This is a genomic window from Sphaerisporangium cinnabarinum (genome assembly GCF_055567015.1).
Genome location: NZ_JBVHRG010000001.1, coordinates 403,078 through 427,034 on the forward strand (window position 1 = coordinate 403,078; position 23,957 = coordinate 427,034).

Below are 23,957 nucleotides of genomic sequence, written 5' to 3' on the forward strand. Positions count from 1 at the left end.
CACGCGCGTCGACCATGCCGCCGAACGGGTGGACCAGGTGATGGAGGCAGGTTCGTATGCTCCGCAGGTTGAGCGTCCGCGGGAAGATCCTTGCGGCACTCGCGGTGCCCGTCCTCGTCCTCTTCGCCGCCGCGGCGATCATCTCGGCGCAGGCCATCGGGACCGCGCGCGACGCGAGCCAGACGAGCGCGCTCGTCGCGGCGCTCGCGGCGCAGGACGCGGCCGGGACGGAGATCGCGGCCGAGCGCACGTACTCGTTCCTCGACGCCAACAGCACGCGCGACACGGCCGAGGAGGCCGAGGCGCAGATGATGGCGCAGCGCGAGAAGACCGACCGCGCGCTCGACGCGCGCGACCGCGCGTACGAGCGGCTCGACACGTCGGCGCTCGACCCCCGCGTGCGCAAGGCGGTGGCCGACACGATCGGTGACCGGTCCGAGCTCACCGGTGTCCGCCAGGCGATCGACCGCTCCGGCCTCGGCCAGCTGCAGCGCAACTCGATGTACGGCGACCTCATCGACGCGGCGCTGGACGTGCCGCGCACGCTCGCGGACACCACCCCCGACCGCAGCCTCGCGCAGTACCTCGACACCTACGTGCTGCTCGACGAGCTGCTCGCGCAGCAGGCGCTCGAGCAGCCGCTGGCCGGAGCGGTGCTCCAGGCCGCGCAGGCGGGCCAGCAGAACACCGTCACCAACCAGCAGGCCGCCGTCCTCGTCACCACCGGAGACACGCTCGCCGCCCGCGCGCGGGCCGCGGTCCGCCAGCTGCCGGGGGAGTTCCGCCTCGAGACCCCGACGGCGACCTACAACCAGATCCGGCAGAACCTCATCGGGTCCCGCCCGGCCGCCACGCCGCCCAGCCAGGCGGCGCAGTGGCCGACGCTCTCGCAGGAGGACCGCGACCAGACCGCCCCCGTGCGCGACGCCGTGCGCACCGAGACCGCGGAGAAGGCCTCGGACCTCGCCGGGGCCGCCACGACCCGCGCCGTGATCACCATCCTCGTGACGCTCGCCGCGGTCGTCGCCTCGATCCTCGTGGCGGGCTTCATCGCGCGCGCGATCGTCAACCCGCTGCGGCGCCTCACCGACGCCGCCGAGGACGTCCGTGAGCAGCTTCCGAAGCTCGTCGAGCAGGTCGCCGTCCCGGGCCAGGGCCCGGGCATCGACCTCGCGCCGATCACCGTCGAGTCCAGCGACGAGGTCGGCCAGCTCGCGACCGCGTTCAACGACGTGAACCAGACCACGATCAAGGTCGCCCGCGAGCAGGCCGCGCTCCGTGGCTCGATCGCCGAGATGTTCGTCAACGTGGCCCGCCGCGACCAGGTGCTCCTCAACCGCCAGCTCGCGTTCCTCGACGACCTCGAGCGCTCCGAGGAGGACGCGGGCACGCTGTCCAACCTCTTCCGCCTCGACCACCTCGCGACCCGGATGCGCCGCAACGCCGAGTCCCTGCTCGTGCTCGCCGGGATCGACTCGGGCCGTCGCGTGCGCCAGCCCATGCCGGCCTCCGACGTCATCCGCACCGCGTCCTCCGAGATCGAGCTGTACGACCGCGTGCGCCTCAACCTCGTCGTCGACCCGCTCATGCTGGGGCACAACGCGCTCAACGCCGCGCACCTGCTCGCCGAGCTCCTCGAGAACGCGACGATGTTCTCGGAGCCGCACACGCCCGTCGAGGTCACCACGGGCCGCGACGCGGACTTCGTGCACATCACGGTCCGCGACCACGGTCTGGGCATGACGGCCGAGGAGATCGCGGAGGCGAACCGGAAGGTCGCGACGCACGCGGCCTCGGACGTCGTCGGTGCCCAGCGCCTGGGTCTGTTCGTGGTCGGTCGTCTCGCGGAGCGCCTCGGCGCCAAGGTCCGCTTCAGCGCGGGGGGTGACGAGCAGGGCACCGAGGTGGTCGTGTCCTTCCCGGCGGTCCTCTTCGTCCCGGACTCGAACGTCCCGCTCCCGCAGCCGACGGACCCGCTGGAGACGCGCACCCAGGCCGCGGCGCAGCAGCTGACGAGCACGGGCGTGATGCCCGCGCTCCCCGCCGAGCCCGCCGCCCCCGCACCCGTCCCGACGGCGTCCGTCGCGGCCGTGGAGCCCGAGGCGCCCGCCGGTGTGCCCGTCGACCTGGACGCGCTCACCGACGGCACCACGCAGACCGGCATGCCGCGTCGCCGCTCCCGCACGGTCGACCCGGCGGCGGCCGCGCCCAGCGCGTCGTTCGCGTCGGGCCCGCAGACGGGCGCCATCGTGCTCCCGCCGCTCGCGACCCCGGCGCTCCCGGACGAGCTGCCCGCGGGGGACGAGGCCTGGACCCCGCCCGCGGAGGTGGCCCCCGCGACGTCGGCGCTGCCGAGCCGCTCCCGTGCCGCCGCGACCCCGGTCGAGCCCGTCTCGGCCGAGATCCCGGTGCTCGACGTCAGCACCCGCAGCGCGCTCTTCTCGAGCTTCCGCCCCGTGGGCGAGCGGCCGGTCACCGAGAACCCGGTCGAGCTCCCGGTCGCGCCGGACGTCACGGCGACCGACATCCCGCTGGTGAGCGACGTGCCGACGGCCGAGGCCGCCGTCCACCACGAGGTCGTCTGGACCCCGTCGGAGGTCGCGGAGCAGCCGGCCGCCCCGGGCGCGGCCACGGGCACGGAGCAGGCCTGGGCGCCCGAGCAGGGCTGGGCCCCGGAGCAGCCCGCCGAGCAGACGTGGACCCCGGAGCAGCCCGCCGAGCAGACGTGGACGCCGCAGCAGCCCGCCGAGCAGGCCTGGGAGCCTGAGCCTGCGCAGGAGACCGCGTCCGCGGGCTGGGCGCCGTCGTCGTTCGCCGACGAGCCGCTCGACGCGACCCGCGTCGTCCCACCCGTGGCGGCGCAGCCCGAGCAGCCCGCGGCCGAGCACGCACCGCTCGCCGACCGGAGCCAGGCCGCGACCGAGGTCCGGCCCGTGGCGCCCTCCGCCCCGGAGCAGACGGACGTCCCGGTCGTGGCCGAGGGACGTGCCGCGGACCGCGCCGAGGAGATCCCCGCCGAGCTCTCGTTCGAGGCGCTGCCGCGCTTCGAGGAGCTCATGGCCGACCTCCCGACGCGCCGGTCGCTGCGCGAGAGCCAGGCACGCAAGCGCGGTCTCTTCGGTCGCCGCCCGCGGACGACGGCCACGCCGCAGGCGACGCGACCGGCAGGCCCCTCGGCCGAGGCGCTCGCCTCGCGCCCGGCCGGGTCGACGTCGGCACCGGCGTCGTCCGCGCCCGTCGCGCCCAACCCTGCGTCGCCTGCGCCCGCAGCGCCCGCCCCGGTCCAGCCGGCGCCCGCGCCGCAGGAGCCGGGCGCGCCGGCACGCACGTCCGCGTTCGCGCCGCGCGCCGACCTGCCCGCCGCGCCGACGCCGTCCTTCGCCCCCGAGGCGGCGGCGGATCCGGTGCAGGAGACGCGCAGCCTTCCGCCGGTGCAGGACGCGCCGTTCCGCGCCGTCGACCGGTCGTCCGCGCCGGAGCCTGCGGCGGCTGCCGCGTCGGCGTGGGCACCGGCGGAGTCGCGCCCCGAGCCGGCCCCCGCGGCCGCGTGGGACGCCGCTCCCGCCGGGGAGACGGCGTCGGGCTACGGGCCGCCGAGCCCGCTCGCCCGGCGCCCGGTCGCGGAGTCCCTCGAGCCGCTGGACGCGGGGTACGTGTCCGACTCGGTCGAGGCGCGGTCGGACTGGATGGCGTCGGCGGTGCTGTACGAGGAGATGTCCACCCTGCTGCAGGGCAGCACCGATTTCCAGGAAGCGACCTTGGCGGACCCGAACGACGGCATCTACCAGCCGCTCAAGGTCGACGCCGCGGCGTCGGGCCTCGCGCGACGCTCGCGCGGCGAGGAGCGCGACGGGTACGTCGACCGCTTCACGGCGCGGATCGACCGCGACCCGGAGCAGCTCCGGGCGCGCCTGTCGGCGTTCCAGTCGGCGACCGCCCGCGGGCGTGTCGAGGGGCAGGACGAGACGAGTTCGACGTGGAACCCCGAGGCCATGGATTATGTCCCTGATTCAGCGCCGCAGGCGCGGTGACGACATGCCGTCTGCGGCAACTGACGAGGAGGAACAGTGAACGCGCTCAGCACCGAGGCCACGAACTTCGGGTGGCTGCTCGACAACTTCGTGCGGACCGTACCGGGCAGCCGGCACACGCTCGTGGTGTCGGCGGACGGCCTGCTCATGGCGATGTCCGACCAGCTCGACCGGACGAGCGGTGACCAGCTCGCCGCGATCGTCTCGGGCATGTCGAGCCTGACCCGCGGTGCGGCCCGCCAGCTCAACGGCGGGAACGTCCGGCAGGCCATCATCGAGATGGACAACGGGTTCCTGTTCCTCATGAACGTGTCGAACGGCTCCGTCCTGGGCGTGGTGGCCGAGGCGAACTGCGACATCGGCCTCATCGGCTACGAGATGGCGCTCCTCGTCTCGCGCACGGAGGCGACCCTGACGCCGCAGCTCATCTCGGAGATGCGGGGTAGCCTTCCGGTCGACGGTGCGACCCGAACCCCGGTGGGATGAGGACTGATCGATGACGAACGTACCTTTCGGCAGCATGGGAGCCCACGACGGGTACGAGGCGGCGACCGTCCGCCCGTACGCGGTGACGGGTGGTCGCGTGCGGTCCGCCACGTCCGACCTCCCGCTCGAGGCGCTCGTCGAGGTCATGCCGGGCGCCGTGAACAGCTTCGGGCTGCCGCCCGAGAAGCGCTCGATCCTCCAGCACGCCGCGCACACGTACGTCTCGATCGCCGAGCTCTCCGCGCTCCTGCGCCTGCCGCTCGGCGTGACGAAGGTGCTCGTCGCGGACCTCCAGGAGGACAACTACATCACCGTCCACACGTCGACCCCGCTCAACGTCCACACGGGTCACGGCAGCAACCACTCGGGTCTGTCCCTGAGCGTCTTGGAGAGTGTTCTCAATGGCATTTCCACCCTCTGACGGCTCGGGGAGCGGGTCGCAGGCAGGGCAGCCGTCCGGGGCGAGCGGGGGTGCGACCGGCGGTCAGCCGGCGCTGCGCCAGACGGCGTGGGCTCCGGTGAGCGCCCCCGTCGGCGTGCCGACCCAGGCGGCTCCGGCGGCGACGCCCCAGCAGCCGGCCGCGGCCCAGCCCGTCGCTCCGGCGACGCCGCAGCAGCCGGCCGCACCGCAGCCCGCGACGGCTCCGGCAGCACCGCAGCCGGTCGCCCCGGCTCCGGCTGCCGCGCAGCCTGCTCCGGCTGCCGCCCAGCCCGTCCCGGCTGCCACCACCCGACCTGCACCGGCGCCCGTCGCGCAGGCCGCCCAGCCGCGCACCGCGCCGCAGCCCCTGGCCGCCGCGCAGCCCGCGGCGCCCGCGCAGCAGGCACCGGTGCAGCCCGCGACTCCGGTGCAGCAGGCCGCGCCCGCGCGGCCGGTCGCGGCGGCGCCCGTGGCGCAGCCCGCCGCGGCGGCGCAGCCCGGTGGCGCGGCAGCGGCGTCCCGGACCGCGCCGACGGTGGTCAAGATCGTCGTCGCGGGCGGCTTCGCCGTCGGCAAGACGACGTTCATCGGCTCGATCTCCGACGTGGAGCCGCTCAACACCGAGGCCGCGATGACGGAGCACTCGGTGGGCGTCGACGACGCGGGTGGCGTGTCCGACCGCAAGACGACGACGACCGTCGCGATGGACTTCGGTCGCGTGTCGCTCCCGGGCAACCTGTGGCTCTACCTGTTCGGCACGCCCGGCCAGGACCGCTTCCTCTTCATGTGGGACGACCTGGTCCGTGGCGCGATCGGCGCCGTCGTGCTCGTCGACACCGACCGCCTCGAGCAGTGCTTCCCGGCGATCGACTACTTCGAGTCGCGCAACATCCCGTTCGTCGTGGGCGTCAACTGCTTCGACGGCGTGGCCAAGCACAAGCTCGAGGACGTCCGCGAGGCGCTCCAGATCCCGCCGCACGTGCCGATGCTCTACACGGACGCGCGCTCGCGCGCGGCGACGAAGCAGACGCTCATCGCGCTCGTCCAGCTCGCGATGCGCCAGCTCCGCGGGGCGGCCTGACCACTCCCGCACCCCGCGCCACGGCACGACGGCGGGCCGCCCTCCACGGGTCGGCCCGCCGTCGTCGTGCACGGGCGGGGCGTGCCACAATGGCTCGCCGGGAGGGCTGACAGAGCGGCCTAATGTGACGGTCTTGAAAACCGTTGTGCGGCAACGCACCGGGGGTTCGAATCCCTCGCCCTCCGCCAAGCGTGCCATCAGGCCGGGTCGGGAGCCGCGCTCCGTCCCGGCCTGACGCGCGCCGGGCGCAGCGCTGCCGGCGCGTGCGCGGGCACCCGCGGGTGCCGCGGTGCCACCGGGTCCAGCGCGACGTACGCAGCGCCGAGCGGCGGGCGAGCGTCCTCGTCCCCCGCGTTGGGCCAGAGCGCACAGGCCCGCTCCGCGAGCGCCGTGATCGTGAGAGACGGGTTCACCCCGAGGTTCGCGCTCACGGCGGACCCGTCCATCACGTGCAGGCCCGGCTGACCGTGGACGCGGTGGTACGGGTCGATCACGCCCGTCTGCGGCGAGGTGCCGATCGCGCACCCGCCGAGGATGTGAGCCGTCATCGGGACGTCGAAGGGCTCGCCGACGGTCCCTCCCGGCATGCCGCCCATGCGCCGGGCCATGCGCCGTGCGGCGTCGTTCCCGGCGGGGATCCAGGTCGGGTTGGGCGCGCCGTGTCCCTGGCGGGAGGTGAGGACCCTGCGGCCGAGGAGCCCTCGCCGTAGTGAGGTCGTGAGCGAGTTGTCGTGGCTCTGCATGACGAGCGCGACGATCGTCCGCGACGACCAGTCGCGCAGGTCGGCCATCGCCGGCAGGTCCCGACGTCGGCGCCACAGCTCCCGCAGCCAGGTGCGCCACCTGCCCGGGCCACCGTCCGTGAGGACGGTCTGGAGCAGCCCCATGGCGCCCGACCCCTTCCCGTACCGCACGGGCTCGACGTGGGTCCGGGTGTCCGGGTAGAACGACGACGTGATGGCGACGCCGCGCGAGTAGTCGGGCGCGTCGGGCCGCCGCCGGTGGTCGCGACGCCGGACCGTGGCGCCGAGCAGGGCCTCGGAGTTGGTGCGCGTGAGGTGTCCCAGTCGCTCGGAGACTCCCGGCAGGCGTCCCGAGTCCCGCATGGCGTGGAGGAGTCTCTGCGTGCCCAGCGCCCCCGCGGAGAGCACGACGTGGCGTGCCGTGTAGCGCTGCCGTCCTGCCCAGGGCCGCCCTGAGCGGTGGGCGAGGACCTCGTGCAGGACGCCGCCCGCGCCGTCGGGCACGGAACGGACCTCGGTGACGGTCGTGAGCGGCAGGACCTGGGCGCCACCGGCCTCGGCGAGATAGAGGTAGTTCTTCACGAGCGTGTTCTTCGCCCCGACCCGGCACCCCGTCATGCACGCGCCGCACTCGGTGCAACCGCGTCGCTCGGGCCCGGCTCCGCCGAAGTAGGGATCGGGGGCGGTGACGCCCGGCTCCGGTGTCCCGCCTCGGCCGAAGAACACACCGACCGGCGCTCTGACGAAGGTGTCGCCCACCCCGGTCTCGCGGGCCACGTCCTCCATGACGTCGTCCGCGGGGGTACGTCCGGGGTAGGTGGTGACGCCGAGCATCCGGCGCGCCTGGTCGTACCAGGGCGCCAGCTCGGCCCGCCAGTCGGCGACGTCGGCCCAGGCGGGGTCCGTGAAGAAGTCGTCGAGCGGCTCGTGCAGCGTGTTCGCGTACACGAGGCTGCCTCCGCCGACACCGGCGCCGGCGAGGACGAGCACGTCGCGGAGGCGGTGGATGCGCTGGATCCCGAAGCATCCGAGGGCGGGAGCCCAGAGGAACGACCGGAGACGCCACGACGTGCGGGGCAGCGCCTCGTCGGTGAAGCGGCGGCCCGCCTCGAGGACCCCGACGCGATAGCCCTTCTCGGTGAGGCGCAGGGCGGTGACGCTCCCGCCGAACCCCGAGCCGACGATCAGCACGTCGAAGTCGGTCGGGACGTGCGGGCCTCCGCGCCCGGGTGCGTCGGCGGGGGCGGTGCGGGGGACGTCGGCGGCCATGGGCAGACGTTACGTCACGACGGCGCGGGGCTCTGGCCGGGCGTTCCGGGACCTTCGGCGAGTGCCGGGCGCGGGGCGGTACGGGATCATGGCGTCGTGACGCCTGAGCCCTCCCCGGCCGACGAAGCCGGTCTCGAACCCGTCGACCTCATCCGCCGGTCGGGCACCGTGCTGCGGATCGGTCGTCTCGCGCTGTCCGCGGGCACCGGCAGCTACCGCGTGAAGTCGCACATGACGCGCGCTGCCCGGGCGCTCGGCCTGGACCGCATCGCCGCGCACGTGACGCTCACGGAGATCACCGCGACGTCGTACCGGGGGCCGATCTTCCGCACGGAGCTCACCGAGGTGCGCTCCATCGGGATCAACGCCGACCGGCTCGCGCAGCTCGAGCGCTTCTCGGCCACGCTGCCGGCCGGGGCCGACCTCGACGAGGTCGACGCCGAGCTCGACCGGATCGCGCGGCGCGAGCCGCTCTACGGAGCGTTCCTCAACGCGCTGTGGGCGGGGATCGCGTGCGCCGCGTTCGCGTTCCTCAACCACGGCGGGCTCGTCGAGTGCGGCGCGGTGCTCGTCGCGGCGGCGCTCGGGCAGGGCGTGCGGCGCGCGATGCTCCACCGCGGCATCAACCAGTTCGGGGTGACGATGCTCGCGGCCGCGGTCGCGAGCGTCGCGTACCTGGGGCTCGTGCTGGCGCTCTCCGCGCTCGCGGGGGTCGAGGGCGGGCACGAGGCGGGGTACGTCTCGGCGGTGCTGTTCCTCGTGCCCGGGTTCGCGCTCGTGACGGGCGCGCTCGACCTCGCGAAGCTCGACTTCTCCGCGGGCGTCGCGCGCGTGACGTACGCGCTGATGATCCTCGCGTCGGCGGCGCTGGCGGTGTGGGGCGTCTCCGCCGCCGCGGGGCTCGCCCCGGACCCGGTGCCGCCGCCGGTCCTCGCGGAGCCCGTGCTGCTCGGCCTGCGGGCGGTCGCGAGCTTCCTCGGCGTGCTCGGCTTCGCGCTGATGTTCAACAGCCCCTGGGCGATGGCGCTCGGGGCGGCCTCGATCGGGATGGTCGCCAACGTGGGGCGTCTGCTCCTCGTCGACGCCGACGTCGTCCCGCAGGCGGCCGCCGCGGCGGCGGCGCTGCTCGTGGGGCTCCTCGCGGCGACGGTGGCGCCCGCGCTGCGCGTCCCCCGCATCACGGTGTCCGTCCCGGCCGTGGTCATCATGGTCCCCGGCGTCACGGCGTACCGGGCGGTGTACGAGTTCAACACCGGGGCGACGGCGCAGGCCCTCGCCTACGCCGTGGAGGCGGGCCTGGTGATCGTCGCTCTCGCCATCGGGCTCGCCGTCGCGCGGATGCTCACGGATCGCGAGTGGACGTTCGAGCGGTAGGAGGGGACGCCGTCGGGCCGGCGGTTTGGTCTGGTGGCGACGCCCTTGTACCCTGGGCGACGCAGGCTCTCCGCAGAGCCCTGCGAGGAGACGTCGCATAGTCAGGTCTAGTGCGCCACCCTGCTAAGGTGGTAACGGGGCAACCCGTTCGAGGGTTCAAATCCCTCCGTCTCCGCTCAGGAAGGTCTCGGTGTGCACGCACCCGGGGCCTTTTCTGTTGCCCGGATCGCGTGGCCGCATCACGTGGCCCGACGCGCGGGCGGGGCGGCCGGGCTCGTGGCCGAGCCCCTGCCGCCCCGGTACCGCCACCGGGCCTCTGGTGCCCTCGGCGTCGTTCCCCTACGCCGTCCCCCTACGCCGTGCCGGTCGTCGCGAGCGCCGACCGCACGACGAACCGCGACGCCCCCGCACCGGCGAGCACGAGCGCGGACGCGCCCAGCACGCACAGGAGGAACTGCAGCGCGACGCTCGCGTTCGTGAAGGCGTTGATGCCGAGGACGGGCACCATGAACAGCAGCACGGCGGCTGTCGCGACGCCCACGCTCACGGCGAGCGGCACGAGCGTCTCGCGGAAGCGCGCCCGGTCGAGCGTCCGCAGGTCGGTGCCCGCGAGGACGAGCGTGCGGTACTCGCCGCGCTGGTCGATGACCCGGCCCGCCTGCATGACGCCCGTCGAGACGGCGGCAAGGACGCCCGCGATGGCGAGGGTGAGGAAGCCGCCCGTCTTGATGTCGACGAGGAACTGGGCCTCCGCGGGGTCGGACGCCATGCCCGGGTCGAAGAGCGCGAAGATGCTCGCGAGACCCGCGATGAAGGTCGCGAGCGCGACCCCGCCCACGGACCGCCACGCGGTCTTCGGGTTGTCCACGATGCGCCGCCCGGCGAGCAGCGTGGGCACGCGGCGTGCGGAGCCGGCGGTGATCCTGCCGACGACCCAGATGACGAACGGCCCGACGAGGTTGAGCGTCGCGAAGCCGATCAGCAGGATGACGACCACGACGGTGATCCCGACCGCGGCCGAGCCGAACGACAGGTTGGTCGCGACGATCATCGCGACGGCCGCGAGCCCGGTCGCGAGCAGGCGCACCGCCTTGAGGCCCGGGGGAGTGACGCGCGCGGCGACGCCGAGCGGCGTGATCGCGACGCGCCGGAGGCTGACGAGCGCCGACACGAGCGCGACCGCGACCACGAGCACCACGGCGCCCAGCAGGGCGGGCACGCCGACCCACAGCTCGCCGAGGTCGAACGTGCGGCCCTGGAACCGCAGCTGCGCGACGAGCGGCAGGAGGGCGCCGTAGCCGACCAGGCCGACGAGCGCCCCCGTGACGGCCTGGGCGGCGGCGTCGAGCACCGTGAGCGACGTGACCTGGCCGGTCGTGGCCCCCGCGAGCCTGAGCGCCGCCAGGCGCGCGTCGCGGCGCGCGACGGCGAGCCGCGCGGCCGCCCCACCGAGCGTGACGAGCGGGATGAGCAGCAGGAGCGAGGCGATGCCGGCGAAGATCGGGTACTGCGTGTCGTACGACGTGACGGCCGCGTCCACGCCCTCCTGCATGCCCTCGATGCCGCCGGCACGACCGAGGAACGCCCCGAACCCGCCCACGACGACGAGCAGGATCGCGGTGGTCGTGGCGAACGCGATGACGGCGAGCACGTTGGTCAGGCCCTGCGGGTCGCGCTCGTCGGCGCTGCGGCGGCGCAGGAGCCACCAGAGGTCGACGGTCCTCATCGGGCGCTCTCCTGACCGGGGGCGGCCGGGGCCGCGACGTCGTGGCCGGGTGCGAAGAACTCGCCGGAGACGAGCCCGTCGCGCATCGTCACCGTGCGCGAGCAGTGCCGCGCGACCCCGGCGTCGTGGGTCACGACGACGAGCGCGGCGCCCGAGTCGCGGGTCGCGCGCGTGAGGACGTCGAGCACCTCGGCGCCGGTCGACTGGTCGAGGGCGCCCGTCGGCTCGTCGGCGAAGACGACGCCCGGCGACCCGACGAGGGCGCGCGCGATCGCGACGCGCTGGGCCTGCCCGCCGGAGAGCTCGCCCGGCCGGCGCTGCTCCATCCCGGCGAGGCCGAGGTGCGCGAGCCAGCGGGCGGCGACCGCGGTGGCCTCCGCGCGGGCCGTGCCGGCGAGCATGAGCGGCAGCGCCGCGTTCTCGACGGCGGGCAGCTCGGGCAGGAGCTGTCCGGACTGGAAGACGAAGCCGAAGTCCTGGCGCCGCAGGATCGTGCGCCGCGCCTCCGAGAGCGTCGTGACGTCCTCGCCGCGCCACGACACCGAGCCGGACGACGGCGTGATGATACCCGCGAGGCAGTGCAGGAGGGTCGTCTTGCCGGACCCGGACGGGCCCATGATGGCGAGCGACTCGCCGGGGTGCACCGTGAGGCTCACGCCCGCGAGGGCGTGCGTCGCGGTCTGGGCGGAGCCGTAGACCTTGGTGAGCGCGCTCGCGACGAGGGGCGAGCCGCCGGGGACGGGAGTGGGGCCGGTGAACGTCATGCGTCGATCGTCCGCCGCGGCGGGGCGCCGCCGCGTCGGGCTGGGGACGGGACGTCGTCGGGTCCGGGTCCGACCGTGGGGGGACCGCGCGGCGCGGCCCGTGCGGCGACGGTCGGACGGCGTGGCGTCCGTCACGCCGCGGCCTCCGGGCCCGGATCCGGTTTGGGATCAGGGCGAGGAGGCGGTAGTGTTCTCGACGGCCGGTGAGCGATCAACGGCCGGCACGACCAGCGCCCGTAGCTCAACGGATAGAGCATCTGACTACGGATCAGAAGGTTGGGGGTTCGAATCCCTCCGGGCGCACAGCGGAACGGCCTCACCCGACGGGTGGGGCCGTTCGTCGTTTCCCGCGCGTCTCGTGACGCCGCGGCCGGGCGACCTGCCCTCCCGGTTTTCGCACGGTCGTGCTACGTTCGCCGGGTGACCAAGGGCGACGACACGCGGCAGGCGATCCTGCACCGCGGCGTGGAGGCCGCGTACCGCGTGGGCCTGGCGGGCCTGACGATCGGTGAGCTCGCGCGCGCCACGGGCATGTCGAAGAGCGGGCTCTACGCGCACTTCCGCTCGAAGGAGTCGCTCCAGCTCGCGGTGCTCGACCAGGCGCGCGCGGAGTTCGTCGACACGGTCGTCGCCCCGGCGCTGCGCACGCCCCGGGGCGAGCGCCGCCTGCGCGAGCTGTTCGAGCGGTGGCTCGTGTGCGACCTGCGGCAGCAGCCCGGCGGCTGCCTGTTCGTCAAGGCGGCGACGGAGCTCGCCGCCCAGGAGGGGCCGGTCCGGGACCAGCTCGTGCGCGACCACCAGGACCTGTACGACGCCGTCGCGCAGGTCTACCGGACGTGCGTCGCCGAGAGCGGCTTCCGCGACGACGTGGATCCGCAGCAGTTCGCGTCGGAGCTCTACGGGGTGATGCTCGCGCTGCACCACGCGCACGTCTTCATGGCCGACCCGTCGGCCGAGGACCGCGCGCGCCGCGCGTTCGCGGCTCTCCTCGACGCGTCGCGCGCGCCCGTCCCGGTCGCCTGAGCGCCCGCCCGCACCTGACCGCATCCCTACGGAGAGGACCCGCGTGACCGCCTCGCGAGCCGAGAAAAGCACGACCGTTCGGCTGGAACGGCGGCGCGCCGCGCGCCGTCGCAAGGCCGCGGCCCGCCTCGCGCTCGTGCGCGCCCGGTTCGCGGTGCTCCAGACGGTGTCGCCTCGGCGCGCCGCGCGGCTCGCGCTCGACCTGTGGTGCACCCCGCCCGACGGCGCGGGTCGCCGCCGGGACGACCGCGCCGTCGCCGGTGCGCTGAGCACCGTGACGACGTCGTCCGGTGCGCGGGTCGTCGTCGAGTCGTGGGACCCGCACGCCTCCGCGGACGACGCGCCCGTCGGGGCCGCGGGACACGGGACGGGGGCCGGTGTCGTCTACCTCGCGCACGGGTGGGGCGGCCGGCGCGGCCAGCTCGGGGCGTTCGTCGAGCCGCTGCGCGCCGCGGGCCACCGTGTCGTCGCGTTCGACGCACCGAGCCACGGCGACTCCGGGCCCGGCCGCCTCGGTCCGCGGCGGAGCACGATGCCCGAGCTCGCGGACGCCCTCGCCGCCGTGGTGCGCGAGCACGGGGAGGCGACGGCCGTCGTCGCGCACTCGCTCGGCACGGCGACGACGGTGCTCGCGGTGCGCGACGGCCTGCCCGCGGGACGCCTCGTGCTCGTCGCGGCGATCGCCGACGTCCTCGGCCAGCTCGACGGGTTCGCCGACCTGCTGGGCCTGTCGCGGCCGACGCGCGCGCTCCTCCAGAGCCGGCTCTCCGACCTCGCCGGGCGCCCGCTGCCCGAGCTCGACGTGCGGGACACGCTGCGCACGCACCGGGTGCCGCCGGCGCTCGTCGTGCACGACCGCGCCGACAAGGAGGTGCCGTACCCCGTCGGCGCCGCGCTCGCGGCGGCCTGGCCCGAGGGCGAGCTGCTCACGACCGAGGGGCTCGGGCACCACCGGCTGCTGCGCGACCCCGACGTCGTGCGGGCGGTCGTCGAGTACGTGGCCCCGCCCGTCACCCGTTCCGGGCCGACGCCCGCCGTCAGGCCGGCGGCCGGTAGCCGGTGACCTGCGTGAGCGCGCGCGCCCGGTTCGAGCGCGCGAGCATCACGCAGCCCGGCACGAACGCGCCGAGCAGGAGCGGCCCGGCGACGAGCATCGCGGCCCACGTCAGCAGGGCGAGGTAACCGGCGGCGGAGTTGTTCGACGGGTCGCTGTCGGCGTAGGCGAGCAGGCCGATGCTCAGCGCGCCCGCGGCGACCATGAGGACGACCGGGACCCAGATGAGCACCCAGGCCGTGCGCCGGTACCGCGGCGTGAAGGCGGCCGCGGGCGGCACGGGCGACGGCGCGTACCCCGGGGCCGGGTGCCCAGGGGGCGGCGGATACCCGGGGCGCGGCGGGAAGGCGGGCTGCGTGCCCGGTGGGGGACCGCCGTACGGGGACCCGTGCCGCGGGTCGTGCGGGGGGAAGGGCGGCGGGGAGGTCACCCCTCCTGGATATCAGGCGTGCGGGGCCCGTGCGCGGACCGTCCGTCGGCGTGCTGCGTGTCGGCGGGGCCCGGTAGCGTCGGGCCATGCCGTCGGACAAGGTCGACCTCAAGGCGTCCCACCGCGAGCTCTACGCGCCGCCCCGCGGCCGGTTCGTCGAGGTAGACGTCCCGACGCTCGCCTACCTCGCCGTCGACGGCGAGGGGGACCCCAACACGGCGCCGGCCTACGGGCAGGCGGTCGAGGCGCTGTTCTCCCTCTCCTACGCCGTGAAGTTCGCGAGCAAGCGCGCGGGGCGGGACTACGTCGTCGGGCCGCTCGAGGGGCTGTGGACGGCCGACGACCCGGGCACGTTCGTACGTCGCGAGAAGGGCGCGTGGCGGTGGACCCTCCTCGTCCTCCAGCCCGACTGGGTGGACGAGGACACGGTGGTCGCCGCCACGGAGACGCTCCGGGCGAAGAAGGAGCCCCCGGCCGCGCTCGACCTGGTGCGCCGCACGAGCCTCACGGAGGGGCGGTCGGTGCAGACGCTGCACGTCGGCCCGTACGACGACGAGGGCCCGGTGCTCGCGGAGCTGCACGACGTCTACCTCCCCGAGCACGGGCTGACGTTCGCCGGGCCGCACCACGAGATCTACCTGAGCGACGTCCGGCGCACGGACCCCGCGAAGCTGCGCACCGTGCTCCGTCAGCCGGTCCGCCCGGTCTGACCCCCGGCCCGTCCGGCGACTCCAGGATCGACCTGGCCGCCGCGCGCGGCCCGACGCCGCGACGTCAGGGCGCGACGTCAGGCGGCGGCGCGCCGCCGCGCCCAGGCGAGGTCGGTCACGTCGAGGACGTCGGCGAGGCGGCGGCCCGCGAGGCCGCGCGCCCAGGTGGGGGACGCGCCGTCGGGCACGGCCTCCTGGAGCACCCACTCGCGCACGCCGAGGCGGCGCAGGTGCGTGCCGAGCGCGAGGAGCTCGGTGCGCGAGTGCACGCTCGGGTCGACGGTCGTGCGCACCTCGTGGTCGACGCCCGAGCGCAGGATCACGGCCAGCGCCTCGAACGCGCGGCGCCCGGACGGGATCGTGCCCGTCACGACGGGGTAGCGGGACGGCAGGTGCTTGATGTCCAGGCCGACCCAGTCGACGAACGGCAGGAGCCGGGCGAGCCGTGCGGGCCACGGGCCGGCGGTGTGGAGCCCGACGTCGAGGCCGAGGCCCCGCACGTCGTCGATCGCGCCGAGCAGCCCGGGGTGCAGGGTGGGCTCGCCGCCCGAGAACACGACGCCGTCGAGCAGGCGGCGGCGTGGCGCGAGGAACGCGACGACCTCGGACCAGGGGACCGTGTCCTGCGGGGGCGCGCCGCCGGGCGCGGCGACCGCGCACAGGCCGGGGTGGTGGCAGTAGCCGCAGCGCCACGGGCAGCCCTGGGTGAGGACGGTGGCGACCCGTCGGCCGGGCCAGTCCGTGACGGACAGCCGGTCCAGTCCGGCGACCACGAGGCCGGGGCGGGTCATCGGCGGCTCCTTCGGACCACGACGGCCCGGCGGTCCGGACCGCCCGACGGCGGTGCCGTCAGGACCTCGAACGTATCCTCGCGAGGCCCTGCGCCGGACCGGCCGAAGGTCCCGACCTGCCGGGCCCGATCCGGGCCCGACGCAGGCCCGCGCGGGGACGTGCGCGCCGGACGCGACGGACCCGGGGCCGCGCGCCACGGGCGGGCGCACGACCCCGGGTCCGGGGGAGCGGCACGGTCAGCCGCAGGCGGGCTGCCCGTGCTCCGGCGTCGCGACGGTCTCGCGCTCGTCGGCGTCGTCGGACGGCGTCGCCGTCGTGGTCACGGGGCCGCTCGTGGCCCCGCGGACGGCGAACGACTGGTACGCGTTCTTCCCCGGGGCGACCGAGGAGAAGCTCTTCGCGCCCCACGGGGTGGCGACCTCGACGTCGAGCGGGACGTCGTCGTCGTTCACGACGCGCACCGCCACGTACGCCTTGCCCGCGAGGCACCGCACCTCGGCCGTCGCCGTCACGGCGACCCCGGGGTGGGCCGCGGGGTCCGCGGCGCCGGGCGCGAGCACGCGCAGCGCCGTGAGGCCCGGGTCGCCGTCGCGCCACGACGTGCTCAGCGCGACGTACCGGGCCGTGCGGTCCACGGCGAGCGCGCCGCGCACGTCGCCGGTGCCGATCGTCCCGACGTCGGTGAACGTCAGGCCGTCGTCGCTCACCGAGACGACCGACTCCGGCGCGCCGCCGCGCTCCCACGCGGCGACGACGGTGCCGATCTCGCGCGGCGCGCCCAGGTCGGTGACCATGCGGCCGTCCGGTCCGGGCACCCACGACGTCGCGGCGTCGCCGTCCACGGCGAGCGACGGCGACGTCATGCCGGCGGGCAGCACGGACGCGGGGAACGTGAGCGTGCTGAGCGCGTGGTCCGCGACCGGGAACGGGGTCGCGTCCCGGAGGGTGACGCGCGTGCCCGACGGCGTCGCCCCGACGGTGCGCGTCGCGCCCGTCTCGGCGTGGTGCAGCACGACCGGCGCCCCGTCACCGCTGACGCGGAACGAGCGGGCGTCGTCGACGGCGACCGTGACCCCGGAGGGGGTCTGCCCGGCGGGCGTGGCGACCGTCGCGCGCGGGGCGAGGACGACGGCGTCGCCCGCGGGGACCGTGACCGCGAGCGTCGAGGCGTCCGACCCCACGGCCTGGGTGCCGGCGTAGACCGGGACGGCCCCGCCGTCGTGCGGGACGGTGAGGGTCGTCGCGACGTCGGCGCCCGTGAGGTTGAACGCGACGACGTACCCGTCGACCGCGCTCACGAGCACGCCCGCCGCGTCGGCCGTGGGCACGCGAGCCCCGGCCTGCGCGGCCGTGGCCGCGGCGTCGCCCGGGACCATCTCGACGAGCCGGGGCCCGGTCGCGCCGTCGGTGAGCCGCACGACGTGGCGCGTGTCCGTCGCGCGCGAGACGGTCACGGGGGCGTCCGAGCCGCGCACGACGAACCCGGCCTCGCCCTCGACGTTGAGCCAGTCGCCCTCGCTGCTCAGCACCTGGTCGCCCGTGTACCGGAACGACGCGGCGTCGTGCCACGTCTGCCCGTCGAGCGACGCCTGCACGCGGTACTCCTGGCCCGCGGCGACCTCCCAGCCGAGCTGGACCTGGCTCACCGCGGTGGGCACGCCGAGGTCGACCTGGACCCAGGAGTCGGGCCGCGTGCGGTCCGCGATCGCGACGGCCCAGCGGGTCGTGGCGGAGCCGTCGGTGACGGCGCTCGCAGGGTTGGACCCGTTGGCGCTCGACGCCGTGGCCGCCTTGCCCGCGGCGACGTCGGTCCCCGTGGGCGAGAACGCGCGCAGGTGGTAGAGCGAGTATCCGTAGGCCGCGTCGCCGCGCACGCCCTGCATGCGGACGTAGCGCGTCGTGACGGGGCCGGGCTCGTCGGCGCCCGCGGGCGTGAGGTCGACGGTGTCGAGCCGCGCGACGTTCACGTCCGCCGGGGCCTTGCCGTAGGCGGTCGCGGTGGTCCAGGTCTCGCCGTCGGTCGACGTCTGGACGAGGTAGCGCGCGCCCGCGCTCGCCTCCCACGCGAACCGCACGCCGCCCACGGTGGTCTCCTCGCCGAGGTCGACCTGGATCCACGAGTCGGGGCGCGTGCGCTCGCCGACCGCGACGGCCCAGCGGGTCGACGGGTTGCCGTCGGTCACGCGCGCCGCGGTGCGGCCGCCCGCCGTGTCCTGGCTCGACGCGATCGCGACCTTCCCGGCGGCGAGGTCGGTCGTCGACCGCTCGTCGCCGTAGGCGTGGAACGCGAACATCGAGTAGCCGTACTGCGGGTGGCCCTGCTGGCCGAGGAGCCGGACGTAGCGGGCCGTGACCGGCGCGAACGACAGGTCGTCGACGCGCGCGGCCTTCGCGTCCGCGGGGTCGGCCGGACGCGTCACCGGGAGCGTCGCGGTGGTCTCGCCCTCGGCGGTCGTGTAGGTGCGCGACCCGTCGAGGCCCGAGTAGCCGTTCATGTCGAGGTTGCGGACCGACAGGCTCGCGTCCTCCGTGCCGGCGCCGGTCGACGCGTAGACGGCGGCGCCCGTCGGGAGCGTGACCTGGCCCGCGTACCCGCCGCCCACCCGGAACACGGACGACGTGCCCTCGAAGCCGTCCCGCGGCCCGGTGTACGTCCGCACGTGCCGGTCGTCGACCGTCGCGCCCGTGGTCGGGTAGAGGAACGGGGTCGAGCCGGAGACGTGGAACAGCCACGAGTCGTGCGCCGGGACCCAGGGGAACTTGACGAAGCCCTTGCGGCTCGACGCCGCGGCCCACGCGTCCGCCGTCTGCTGGACGGTCAGGCCGGGCCCGGCCCCGAAGTCGCGCACGCCGGAGAGACGCTCGAAGAACTCGTCCTGCGGCGTCGGCTCGACGGGACCCTCGGGCGACTCGGCGGCCTCGACGTGCAGGAGGTAGGAGATCGCGATCTCCGCGCGGGCCTCGGGCTCGTACTTGGGCTCGCCGGAGAACTTCGCGAGCCGGTAGACGGGCGCGTACGACTGGTAGTCCTCGAGCGCCGCGGCGAGGTTCGCCTCGGCGCGCGCGGCGTCGGGGTCGCGCAGGACCTGGCCGAGGAACGCCATGGGGATGGCGTCACGGCCGTAGAGGAACTCGCGGTCGGCGACCATGGGCATGAACGGCTCGCCCGCGTCGGACATGACGAGCTTGATGGACTCCCAGAGCTCGGCCGAGTTCGGCTGGTGCAGCAGGATCTCGGGGAGCGGCTCGTCGCGCAGGAGGAAGTGGATCGCGTTGCGGCCGCCCGAGCGCCAGATGTCGGACTGGTAGTGCGGCCCGAACGACCCGTGGTTCTCCACGAGGTACGTGTCGTGGATGGTCTGCATGGTGTTCGTCGACACGGGCTTGCCGGCGACGACGGCCGGGTTGTTCCGGTCGGCCGTCGGCTGGCCCGCGGCGTTGCGGCCCCAGTCGCCGAGCTGCTCGGCCCAGCGTGCGGCGTCGGCGTCGTCGGGGGCCCAGGCGAGGCCGGGCGCGAGGGCCTGCGTGTAGACGCCGACCTCCTCCTGCGCGGTGTCGCCCTCGTGCTTGCCCGTCGGCCAGTCGGCGGTCCACGACCCCGAGAGCGGGTCCTTGCCGAAGTCGAGGTCGGCGGTGTACTTCGACTGGCCCGTCGCGATGGTGGTGAGGTTGGCCTGCGTCGTCGCGTCGAGCTCGTCCCACAGCAGCGTCCCCGCCGCGAGGAAGTAGGACTGGAACGTCGAGTCCCAGAACAGCTTCTTGCCCCACGTGCCTGCGGGGTCGACGAAGCGGTTGGTCGCCGCGTAGTGCCGGATCGTCGCGAGCGTGCGGGCGCGCAGCGTCTCCTCCGGGACGCCCGCGAGCTCGGCGTCGTACTCGCCGTGGGTCAGGAGCACGGCGTTGCCCAGCACGACGGCGAAGTTGAAGTCCTTGAGCTGGTACACCCCCGCGGACTCGTCCCAGACGGTCTCGACCCAGCGGGTGTGGCGCAGCAGCGCGCCGTAGTAGTCGGCGGCGGTCGCGTCGGGGGCGCCGTACGCCGGAGCGGCGTCGACCGTGGTCGACGCCGGGGCCGCGGGCGGGGAGGCCGGCGCGCCCTGGGCGGTCGCGGGGGCCAGGAGGAGGTAGCCGGCCGTCGCGAGCGCGAGGGCGGCGGTCGTCGTGCGGCGCCGAGCGCGGCGCACGGCAGGGGGCGGGGCGGGCGATCGGGTCATGGTGCGTGTCTCTCGTCGTCGTCGTCGGGAGCGGGTCCGCCGGGGACGGCGGTGCGGCGCGGGTGGTTGCCGAGGGGCCAGGGGTGCGGAGCGCCGGTGCTCGCCATCCTGACAGCGCTGTCTGGCTGTGTCCAGGGGTTCCGGAGAACTGCTGCGGGTGATCCTCGGCGGTGCGGGACGAGCGGAGGCCCGCCGGGGAACGTGGTGCGACCACGCTCCCCGACGGGCCTCCGGGCGGCGGACGACGCCCGGTCGGGGCTCAGCCCTTGACCGAGCCCGACATCAGCCCCCCGACGAAGTACTTGCCGAGGACGATGTACACGAGCAGCGTCGGGAGCGACGCGAAGAGCGCGCCGGCCATGGAGACGCCGTAGTTCTGCAGCAGCGCGCCGTTCGCGAGGTTGTTCAGCGCGAGCGTCACGGGGCCGTTCTGGCTGGAGGAGAAGAACACCGCGAAGAGGAAGTCGTTCCACGCGGACGTGAACTGCCAGATGAGCACGACCACGAAGCTCGGGATCGAGATCGGCAGGATGATCGACCAGTAGGTGCGCAGCATCCCGGCGCCGTCGACGCGCGCGGCCTCGACGAGCTCGTGCGGCACGGTCATGTAGTAGTTGCGGAAGATGAGCGTCGTGATCGGGATGCCGTAGATGACGTGCAGCAGGATCAGGGACGGCACGCCGCTCGGGATGCCCAGGCCCAGCACGAGCTGGTTGAGCGGGATCATGACGGCCTGGTACGGGATGAACATCCCGAAGAGGATCAGCGTGAAGACGATGTTCGCGCCCTTGAACGACCAGCGGGAGAGCACGAACCCGTTGAGCGACCCGAGGAAGGCCGCGATGATCGCCGACGGCACGACCATCTGCACCGTGCGCCAGATGGCGGGGGACAGCGCGGTCCACGCCGTCTGCCAGTTCTCCGTCGTCCACGTCTGCGGGAGCGACCACGCGCGCGCGGGCGACGCGTCGCCCGCGCCCTTGAAGCTCGTCACGAAGAGCACGTAGACGGGGATGAGGACGATGACGAGGAACAGGACCAGCGCCGCGTACTTGAGCGTGCGGCCGACGGAGAAGCGCTCGCGCGGCGTGCGGCGCGCCGGCTGGCGCGGCGTGCCGACGACGTCGGGGGCGGGGACGGCCGGCGTCGAGGTGGTCGTCATCGCTTCTCCTGACGGTTGGTGCGGATCAGGTAGGGCACGATGACGACGGCCACGATGATCAGCAGGATCGAGCCGACGGCCGCCGCGTTGGCGTAGTCGAAGCTCGACTTGAAGACGTACATGTCGACGGCCGGAACCTTGGTCTGGTAGTTCGCGGGCTTCGAGATCGACATGATGAGGTCGAACGCCTTGAGCGACATGTGGCCGATGATGATGAGCGCCGAGAGCGCGATCGGCGAGAGCTGCGGGAACAGCACGTGGCGGTACAGCTTCCACTCGCTCGCGCCGTCCATGCGGGCGGCCTCGCGCAGCTCGTCGGGGATGCCGCGGAACCCGGCGAGGAACAGCGCCATGACGTACCCGGAGAGCTGCCAGATCGCGGGGATCGCGATCGCCGTGATGCCCCACGTGACGTTGTTCCACCAGTTGTTCTGCAGGAAGTCGAGCCCGACGATCTGGAACAGCCGGTTGAGGCCGCTCGCCTGCTCGCCCTGGTTCGAGTTGAGCAGCCAGCGCCACACGACACCGGACGCGACGAACGACACGGCCATGGGGAACAGGTAGACCGAGCGGAAGATCCCCTCGCCCTTGACGGGCTTGTCCAGCATCCACGCCCACAGGAAGCCCATGAGCATCGTGCCGGCGAGGAAGACCACCGTGTAGAGCACGAGGTTCTTCAGCGAGTGCTGGAACGCCTCGCTGCCGAGGAGGGCCGTGTAGTTCTCGAACCACACGACGACCGAGGGCTTCTGGCCCGTGGCCTGTGCCGCGGTGTGGTTGTCCGTGATCGACGTCCTGAAGTTCGCGCCGATCAGGCCGTAGACGAACACGCCGACGAGGATCAGCGAGGGGGCGAGCAGCAGCAGCGCTGGGCCGGCTCGTCGCAGTGACTTGAGCATGGTGGGTCTTCCCGGTCGTGGAGTGCGGAGGACGCGGCGCTCGGGAGCGCCGGCGTCCCCGGGGACGTGTTCCGCTCGCGGGGCTGCCGCGCGCCGTCGGGACGTGCCCGACGACGCGCGGCGGCTCCGTGGAGCGGTGTCAGCCCTGTGCGGTGGCCGCGGCGAGCTCGGACTGGTAGGTCGCGAGGTCGGACCCGCCGGACGTGAACTTGCTCGTCGCGTCGGAGATCGCGTTGAGCGTCGCGACCGGGGCGGCGGCGCCGTGCGCGAGCGAGGAGACGATCGTGTCGTTGCCGAACGACTCGATCGCCGTCTGCTGGTACTCCGAGAACTCGGCCGGGTCGGCGTCGGTGCGAGCCGGGATGGATCCCTTGGCCTTGTTGAACGCGACCTGGCCCTCGAGCGAGCCCACGGTCTCGAGCCACGCCTTGGCGCCGTCGGGGTGCGGGGCGCCCACCGGGAGGGTGAACGAGTCGGCGAGGAAGTCGAACACGCCGTCGGTACCCGGGACGGGGAACGCGGTGAAGTCGGTGCCGAGCGTCTTGCCCTGCTCCTCGAACGCCGCGACGGCCCAGTCGCCCATGACGTTGAACGCGGCGTTGCCGTCGATCACCATCTGGGTCGCCTCGGGCCAGTCGAGCCCGTCACGGTCGGTGTTGGTGTAGCTCATGAGCTTCTCGAAGTCCTCGAGGGCGGCCGTGACCTCGGCGCCCTCCCAGTCGGTCGAGCCGTCCCACAGGCCGTTGTAGCCCTCGGCCCCGAGGTCCGCGAGGAGCACGGTCTCCAGGAGGTTGACCTGGGTCCAGGTCGTCGCGACCGACAGCGGCGTGACGCCCGCGGCCTTGAGCTTGTCGAGGTCCGCCATCCAGGCGTCGAGGTCCGCGTAGGTCGCGGCCGGGTCGACGCCGTTGGCCTCGAGGACCGTCGGGTTCGCCCAGACCACGTTCGCGCGGTGGATGTTCGACGGGATCGAGTAGATCGCGCCGTCGTCGGACTTGAGGCGGTCGACGAGGTCGGCCGGGAAGACGTCGGTGAGGCCGAACTCGTCGTAGAGCGAGGAGACGTCCTCGATCTGCGCGGCGTCGATGTAGTCCTGGAGCTCGGCACCGGCGTGCGCCTGGAACGTGTCCGGCGGGTCCTGGGCCTGGAGGCGGGACTGGAGGAGGTCCTTGGCGGCCGAGCCGGCGCCGCCGGCCACCGCGCCGTTGATGAACTCCACGTCGGGGTGCTGCTCCTCGAACACGCCGACCAGCGCGTCGAGACCGGCCTTCTCGGAGCCGGCGGCCCACCAGGTGAAGACCTCGACCTCGTCGCCGCCCCCCGAAGCGCCCCCGTCACCGGTGCCCCCGTCACCGGAACCACCGCCGCTGCACGCGGCGAGTGCGAGACCCACGAGGGCGGCCGTCGCCACCGTCGCGCTCGTCCTGCGATCGATTCGCATCGTGATATCCCTACGCCTTCTTCGGTCGTGGGGGACCGGCGGGACGACCACGTCGCACCGGCCGGGCGCACCGGCGCGCCCTCGAACCCGAGGCCCATACAACGGCGCCCGACCCTTGATGTCAAGAAATGAACGCAAGCGTCGCTGAATCGTGATGTACGCGTCAGGAGATGGATCCAAACCCCGCGGCCGTGCGGCGACCATCATTCTGACAGCGCTGTCCGATCCTTGTCGAGCCGTCCGTCCCCACCTGCACGGCGAGGCGTCCCACCAGGACCGGCGCGTCCCGGCGGTATCCTGACCGACGTGCGCGCTGACCGGGTGACACCGGGCTCGC

Annotated in this window: 17 protein-coding genes and 3 tRNA genes; 11 read left to right on the forward strand and 9 right to left on the reverse strand. The window is 74.4% G+C overall.

Annotated features, from left to right (window positions below):
* Window positions 1-68 precede the first annotated feature (68 nt).
* From ACZ4MO_RS01800 to ACZ4MO_RS01820, 5 genes are all read left to right on the forward strand, one after another.
* A complete protein-coding gene (locus ACZ4MO_RS01800) occupies window positions 69-4,031 on the forward strand; it encodes an ATP-binding protein (protein WP_186810314.1) in 3,963 nt (1,320 codons plus the stop codon).
* 36 nt (window positions 4,032-4,067) lie between these two features.
* A complete protein-coding gene (locus ACZ4MO_RS01805) occupies window positions 4,068-4,517 on the forward strand; it encodes a roadblock/LC7 domain-containing protein (protein ID WP_021483502.1) in 450 nt (149 codons plus the stop codon).
* A 10-nt stretch (window positions 4,518-4,527) separates the two neighbouring features.
* Window positions 4,528-4,938 (forward strand): DUF742 domain-containing protein, encoded by a 411-nt coding sequence (locus ACZ4MO_RS01810; protein ID WP_021483501.1) that lies wholly within the window; start codon window positions 4,528-4,530, stop codon window positions 4,936-4,938.
* 535 nt (window positions 4,939-5,473) lie between these two features.
* Complete coding sequence (locus ACZ4MO_RS01815) at window positions 5,474-6,019, forward strand: GTP-binding protein (RefSeq protein ID WP_286186217.1); 546 nt, start codon at window positions 5,474-5,476, stop codon at window positions 6,017-6,019.
* 100 nt (window positions 6,020-6,119) lie between these two features.
* Window positions 6,120-6,207: transfer RNA gene (locus tag ACZ4MO_RS01820), tRNA-Ser, on the forward strand.
* A 9-nt stretch (window positions 6,208-6,216) separates the two neighbouring features.
* On the opposite strand, the gene ACZ4MO_RS01825 is transcribed toward ACZ4MO_RS01820, so the two are convergent.
* Entirely contained in the window at window positions 6,217-8,031 is a 1,815-nt protein-coding gene (locus tag ACZ4MO_RS01825; protein ID WP_175007470.1) for a GMC oxidoreductase, read from the reverse strand.
* 96 nt (window positions 8,032-8,127) lie between these two features.
* On the opposite strand from ACZ4MO_RS01825, the gene ACZ4MO_RS01830 reads away from it, so the two are divergent.
* Together ACZ4MO_RS01830 and ACZ4MO_RS01835 are read left to right on the forward strand one after the other, a co-directional pair.
* Entirely contained in the window at window positions 8,128-9,405 is a 1,278-nt protein-coding gene (locus ACZ4MO_RS01830) for a threonine/serine exporter family protein (protein ID WP_175007471.1), read from the forward strand.
* A gap of 86 nt (window positions 9,406-9,491) precedes the next feature.
* A tRNA-Ser gene (locus tag ACZ4MO_RS01835) sits at window positions 9,492-9,580 on the forward strand.
* Window positions 9,581-9,757: 177 nt separating this feature from the next.
* Here ACZ4MO_RS01835 and ACZ4MO_RS01840 read toward each other — a convergent pair.
* Both ACZ4MO_RS01840 and ACZ4MO_RS01845 read right to left on the reverse strand, forming a co-directional pair.
* On the reverse strand, window positions 9,758-11,131 hold the full coding sequence (locus ACZ4MO_RS01840; protein WP_043657548.1) for a hypothetical protein: 1,374 nt from the start codon (window positions 11,129-11,131) through the stop codon (window positions 9,758-9,760).
* Window positions 11,128-11,895 carry an ABC transporter ATP-binding protein gene (locus ACZ4MO_RS01845; protein ID WP_051028386.1) on the reverse strand — a complete coding sequence of 256 codons (768 nt, stop codon included), beginning with the start codon at window positions 11,893-11,895 and terminating at the stop codon, window positions 11,128-11,130. The genes ACZ4MO_RS01840 and ACZ4MO_RS01845 overlap by 4 nt, the downstream gene beginning before the upstream one ends.
* A 230-nt stretch (window positions 11,896-12,125) precedes the next feature.
* Between ACZ4MO_RS01845 and ACZ4MO_RS01850 the strand changes: the two genes are divergently transcribed.
* The 3 genes from ACZ4MO_RS01850 (at window position 12,126) to ACZ4MO_RS01860 (ending at window position 13,981) form a co-directional block, all read left to right on the forward strand.
* Window positions 12,126-12,198 (forward strand) — tRNA-Arg (locus ACZ4MO_RS01850).
* A gap of 117 nt (window positions 12,199-12,315) precedes the next feature.
* Window positions 12,316-12,918, forward strand: a complete 603-nt coding sequence (locus ACZ4MO_RS01855; protein ID WP_074805208.1) for a TetR/AcrR family transcriptional regulator — start codon at window positions 12,316-12,318, stop codon at window positions 12,916-12,918.
* Window positions 12,919-12,961: 43 nt separating this feature from the next.
* Window positions 12,962-13,981, forward strand: coding sequence for an alpha/beta fold hydrolase (locus tag ACZ4MO_RS01860; protein ID WP_175007472.1), 1,020 nt, complete (start codon window positions 12,962-12,964; stop codon window positions 13,979-13,981).
* On the opposite strand, the gene ACZ4MO_RS01865 is transcribed toward ACZ4MO_RS01860, so the two are convergent.
* Complete coding sequence (locus tag ACZ4MO_RS01865; protein ID WP_175007473.1) at window positions 13,956-14,252, reverse strand: hypothetical protein; 297 nt, start codon at window positions 14,250-14,252, stop codon at window positions 13,956-13,958. The genes ACZ4MO_RS01860 and ACZ4MO_RS01865 overlap by 26 nt on opposite strands.
* A gap of 236 nt (window positions 14,253-14,488) precedes the next feature.
* Between ACZ4MO_RS01865 and ACZ4MO_RS01870 the strand changes: the two genes are divergently transcribed.
* Window positions 14,489-15,112, forward strand: coding sequence for a GyrI-like domain-containing protein (locus tag ACZ4MO_RS01870; protein WP_175007474.1), 624 nt, complete (start codon window positions 14,489-14,491; stop codon window positions 15,110-15,112).
* Between the two features lie 77 nt (window positions 15,113-15,189).
* Here the strand turns inward: ACZ4MO_RS01870 and ACZ4MO_RS01875 are convergent, their stop codons facing one another.
* From ACZ4MO_RS01875 to ACZ4MO_RS01895, 5 genes are all read right to left on the reverse strand, one after another.
* Window positions 15,190-15,903, reverse strand: a complete 714-nt coding sequence (locus tag ACZ4MO_RS01875) for an anaerobic ribonucleoside-triphosphate reductase activating protein (protein ID WP_175007475.1) — start codon at window positions 15,901-15,903, stop codon at window positions 15,190-15,192.
* Window positions 15,904-16,140: 237 nt separating this feature from the next.
* Window positions 16,141-20,118, reverse strand: coding sequence for a discoidin domain-containing protein (locus ACZ4MO_RS01880; protein ID WP_175007476.1), 3,978 nt, complete (start codon window positions 20,116-20,118; stop codon window positions 16,141-16,143).
* Window positions 20,119-20,377: 259 nt separating this feature from the next.
* Window positions 20,378-21,280, reverse strand: coding sequence for a carbohydrate ABC transporter permease (locus ACZ4MO_RS01885; protein ID WP_021482932.1), 903 nt, complete (start codon window positions 21,278-21,280; stop codon window positions 20,378-20,380).
* The gene (locus ACZ4MO_RS01890) at window positions 21,277-22,179 is read right to left on the reverse strand and encodes a carbohydrate ABC transporter permease (protein ID WP_021482933.1); all 903 of its coding nucleotides are present in this window, start codon (window positions 22,177-22,179) and stop codon (window positions 21,277-21,279) included. Before ACZ4MO_RS01890 ends, ACZ4MO_RS01885 begins: the two co-directional genes overlap by 4 nt.
* Before the next feature lie 139 nt (window positions 22,180-22,318).
* Entirely contained in the window at window positions 22,319-23,590 is a 1,272-nt protein-coding gene (locus tag ACZ4MO_RS01895) for an ABC transporter substrate-binding protein (RefSeq protein WP_499278581.1), read from the reverse strand.
* Window positions 23,591-23,957: the final 367 nt, after the last annotated feature.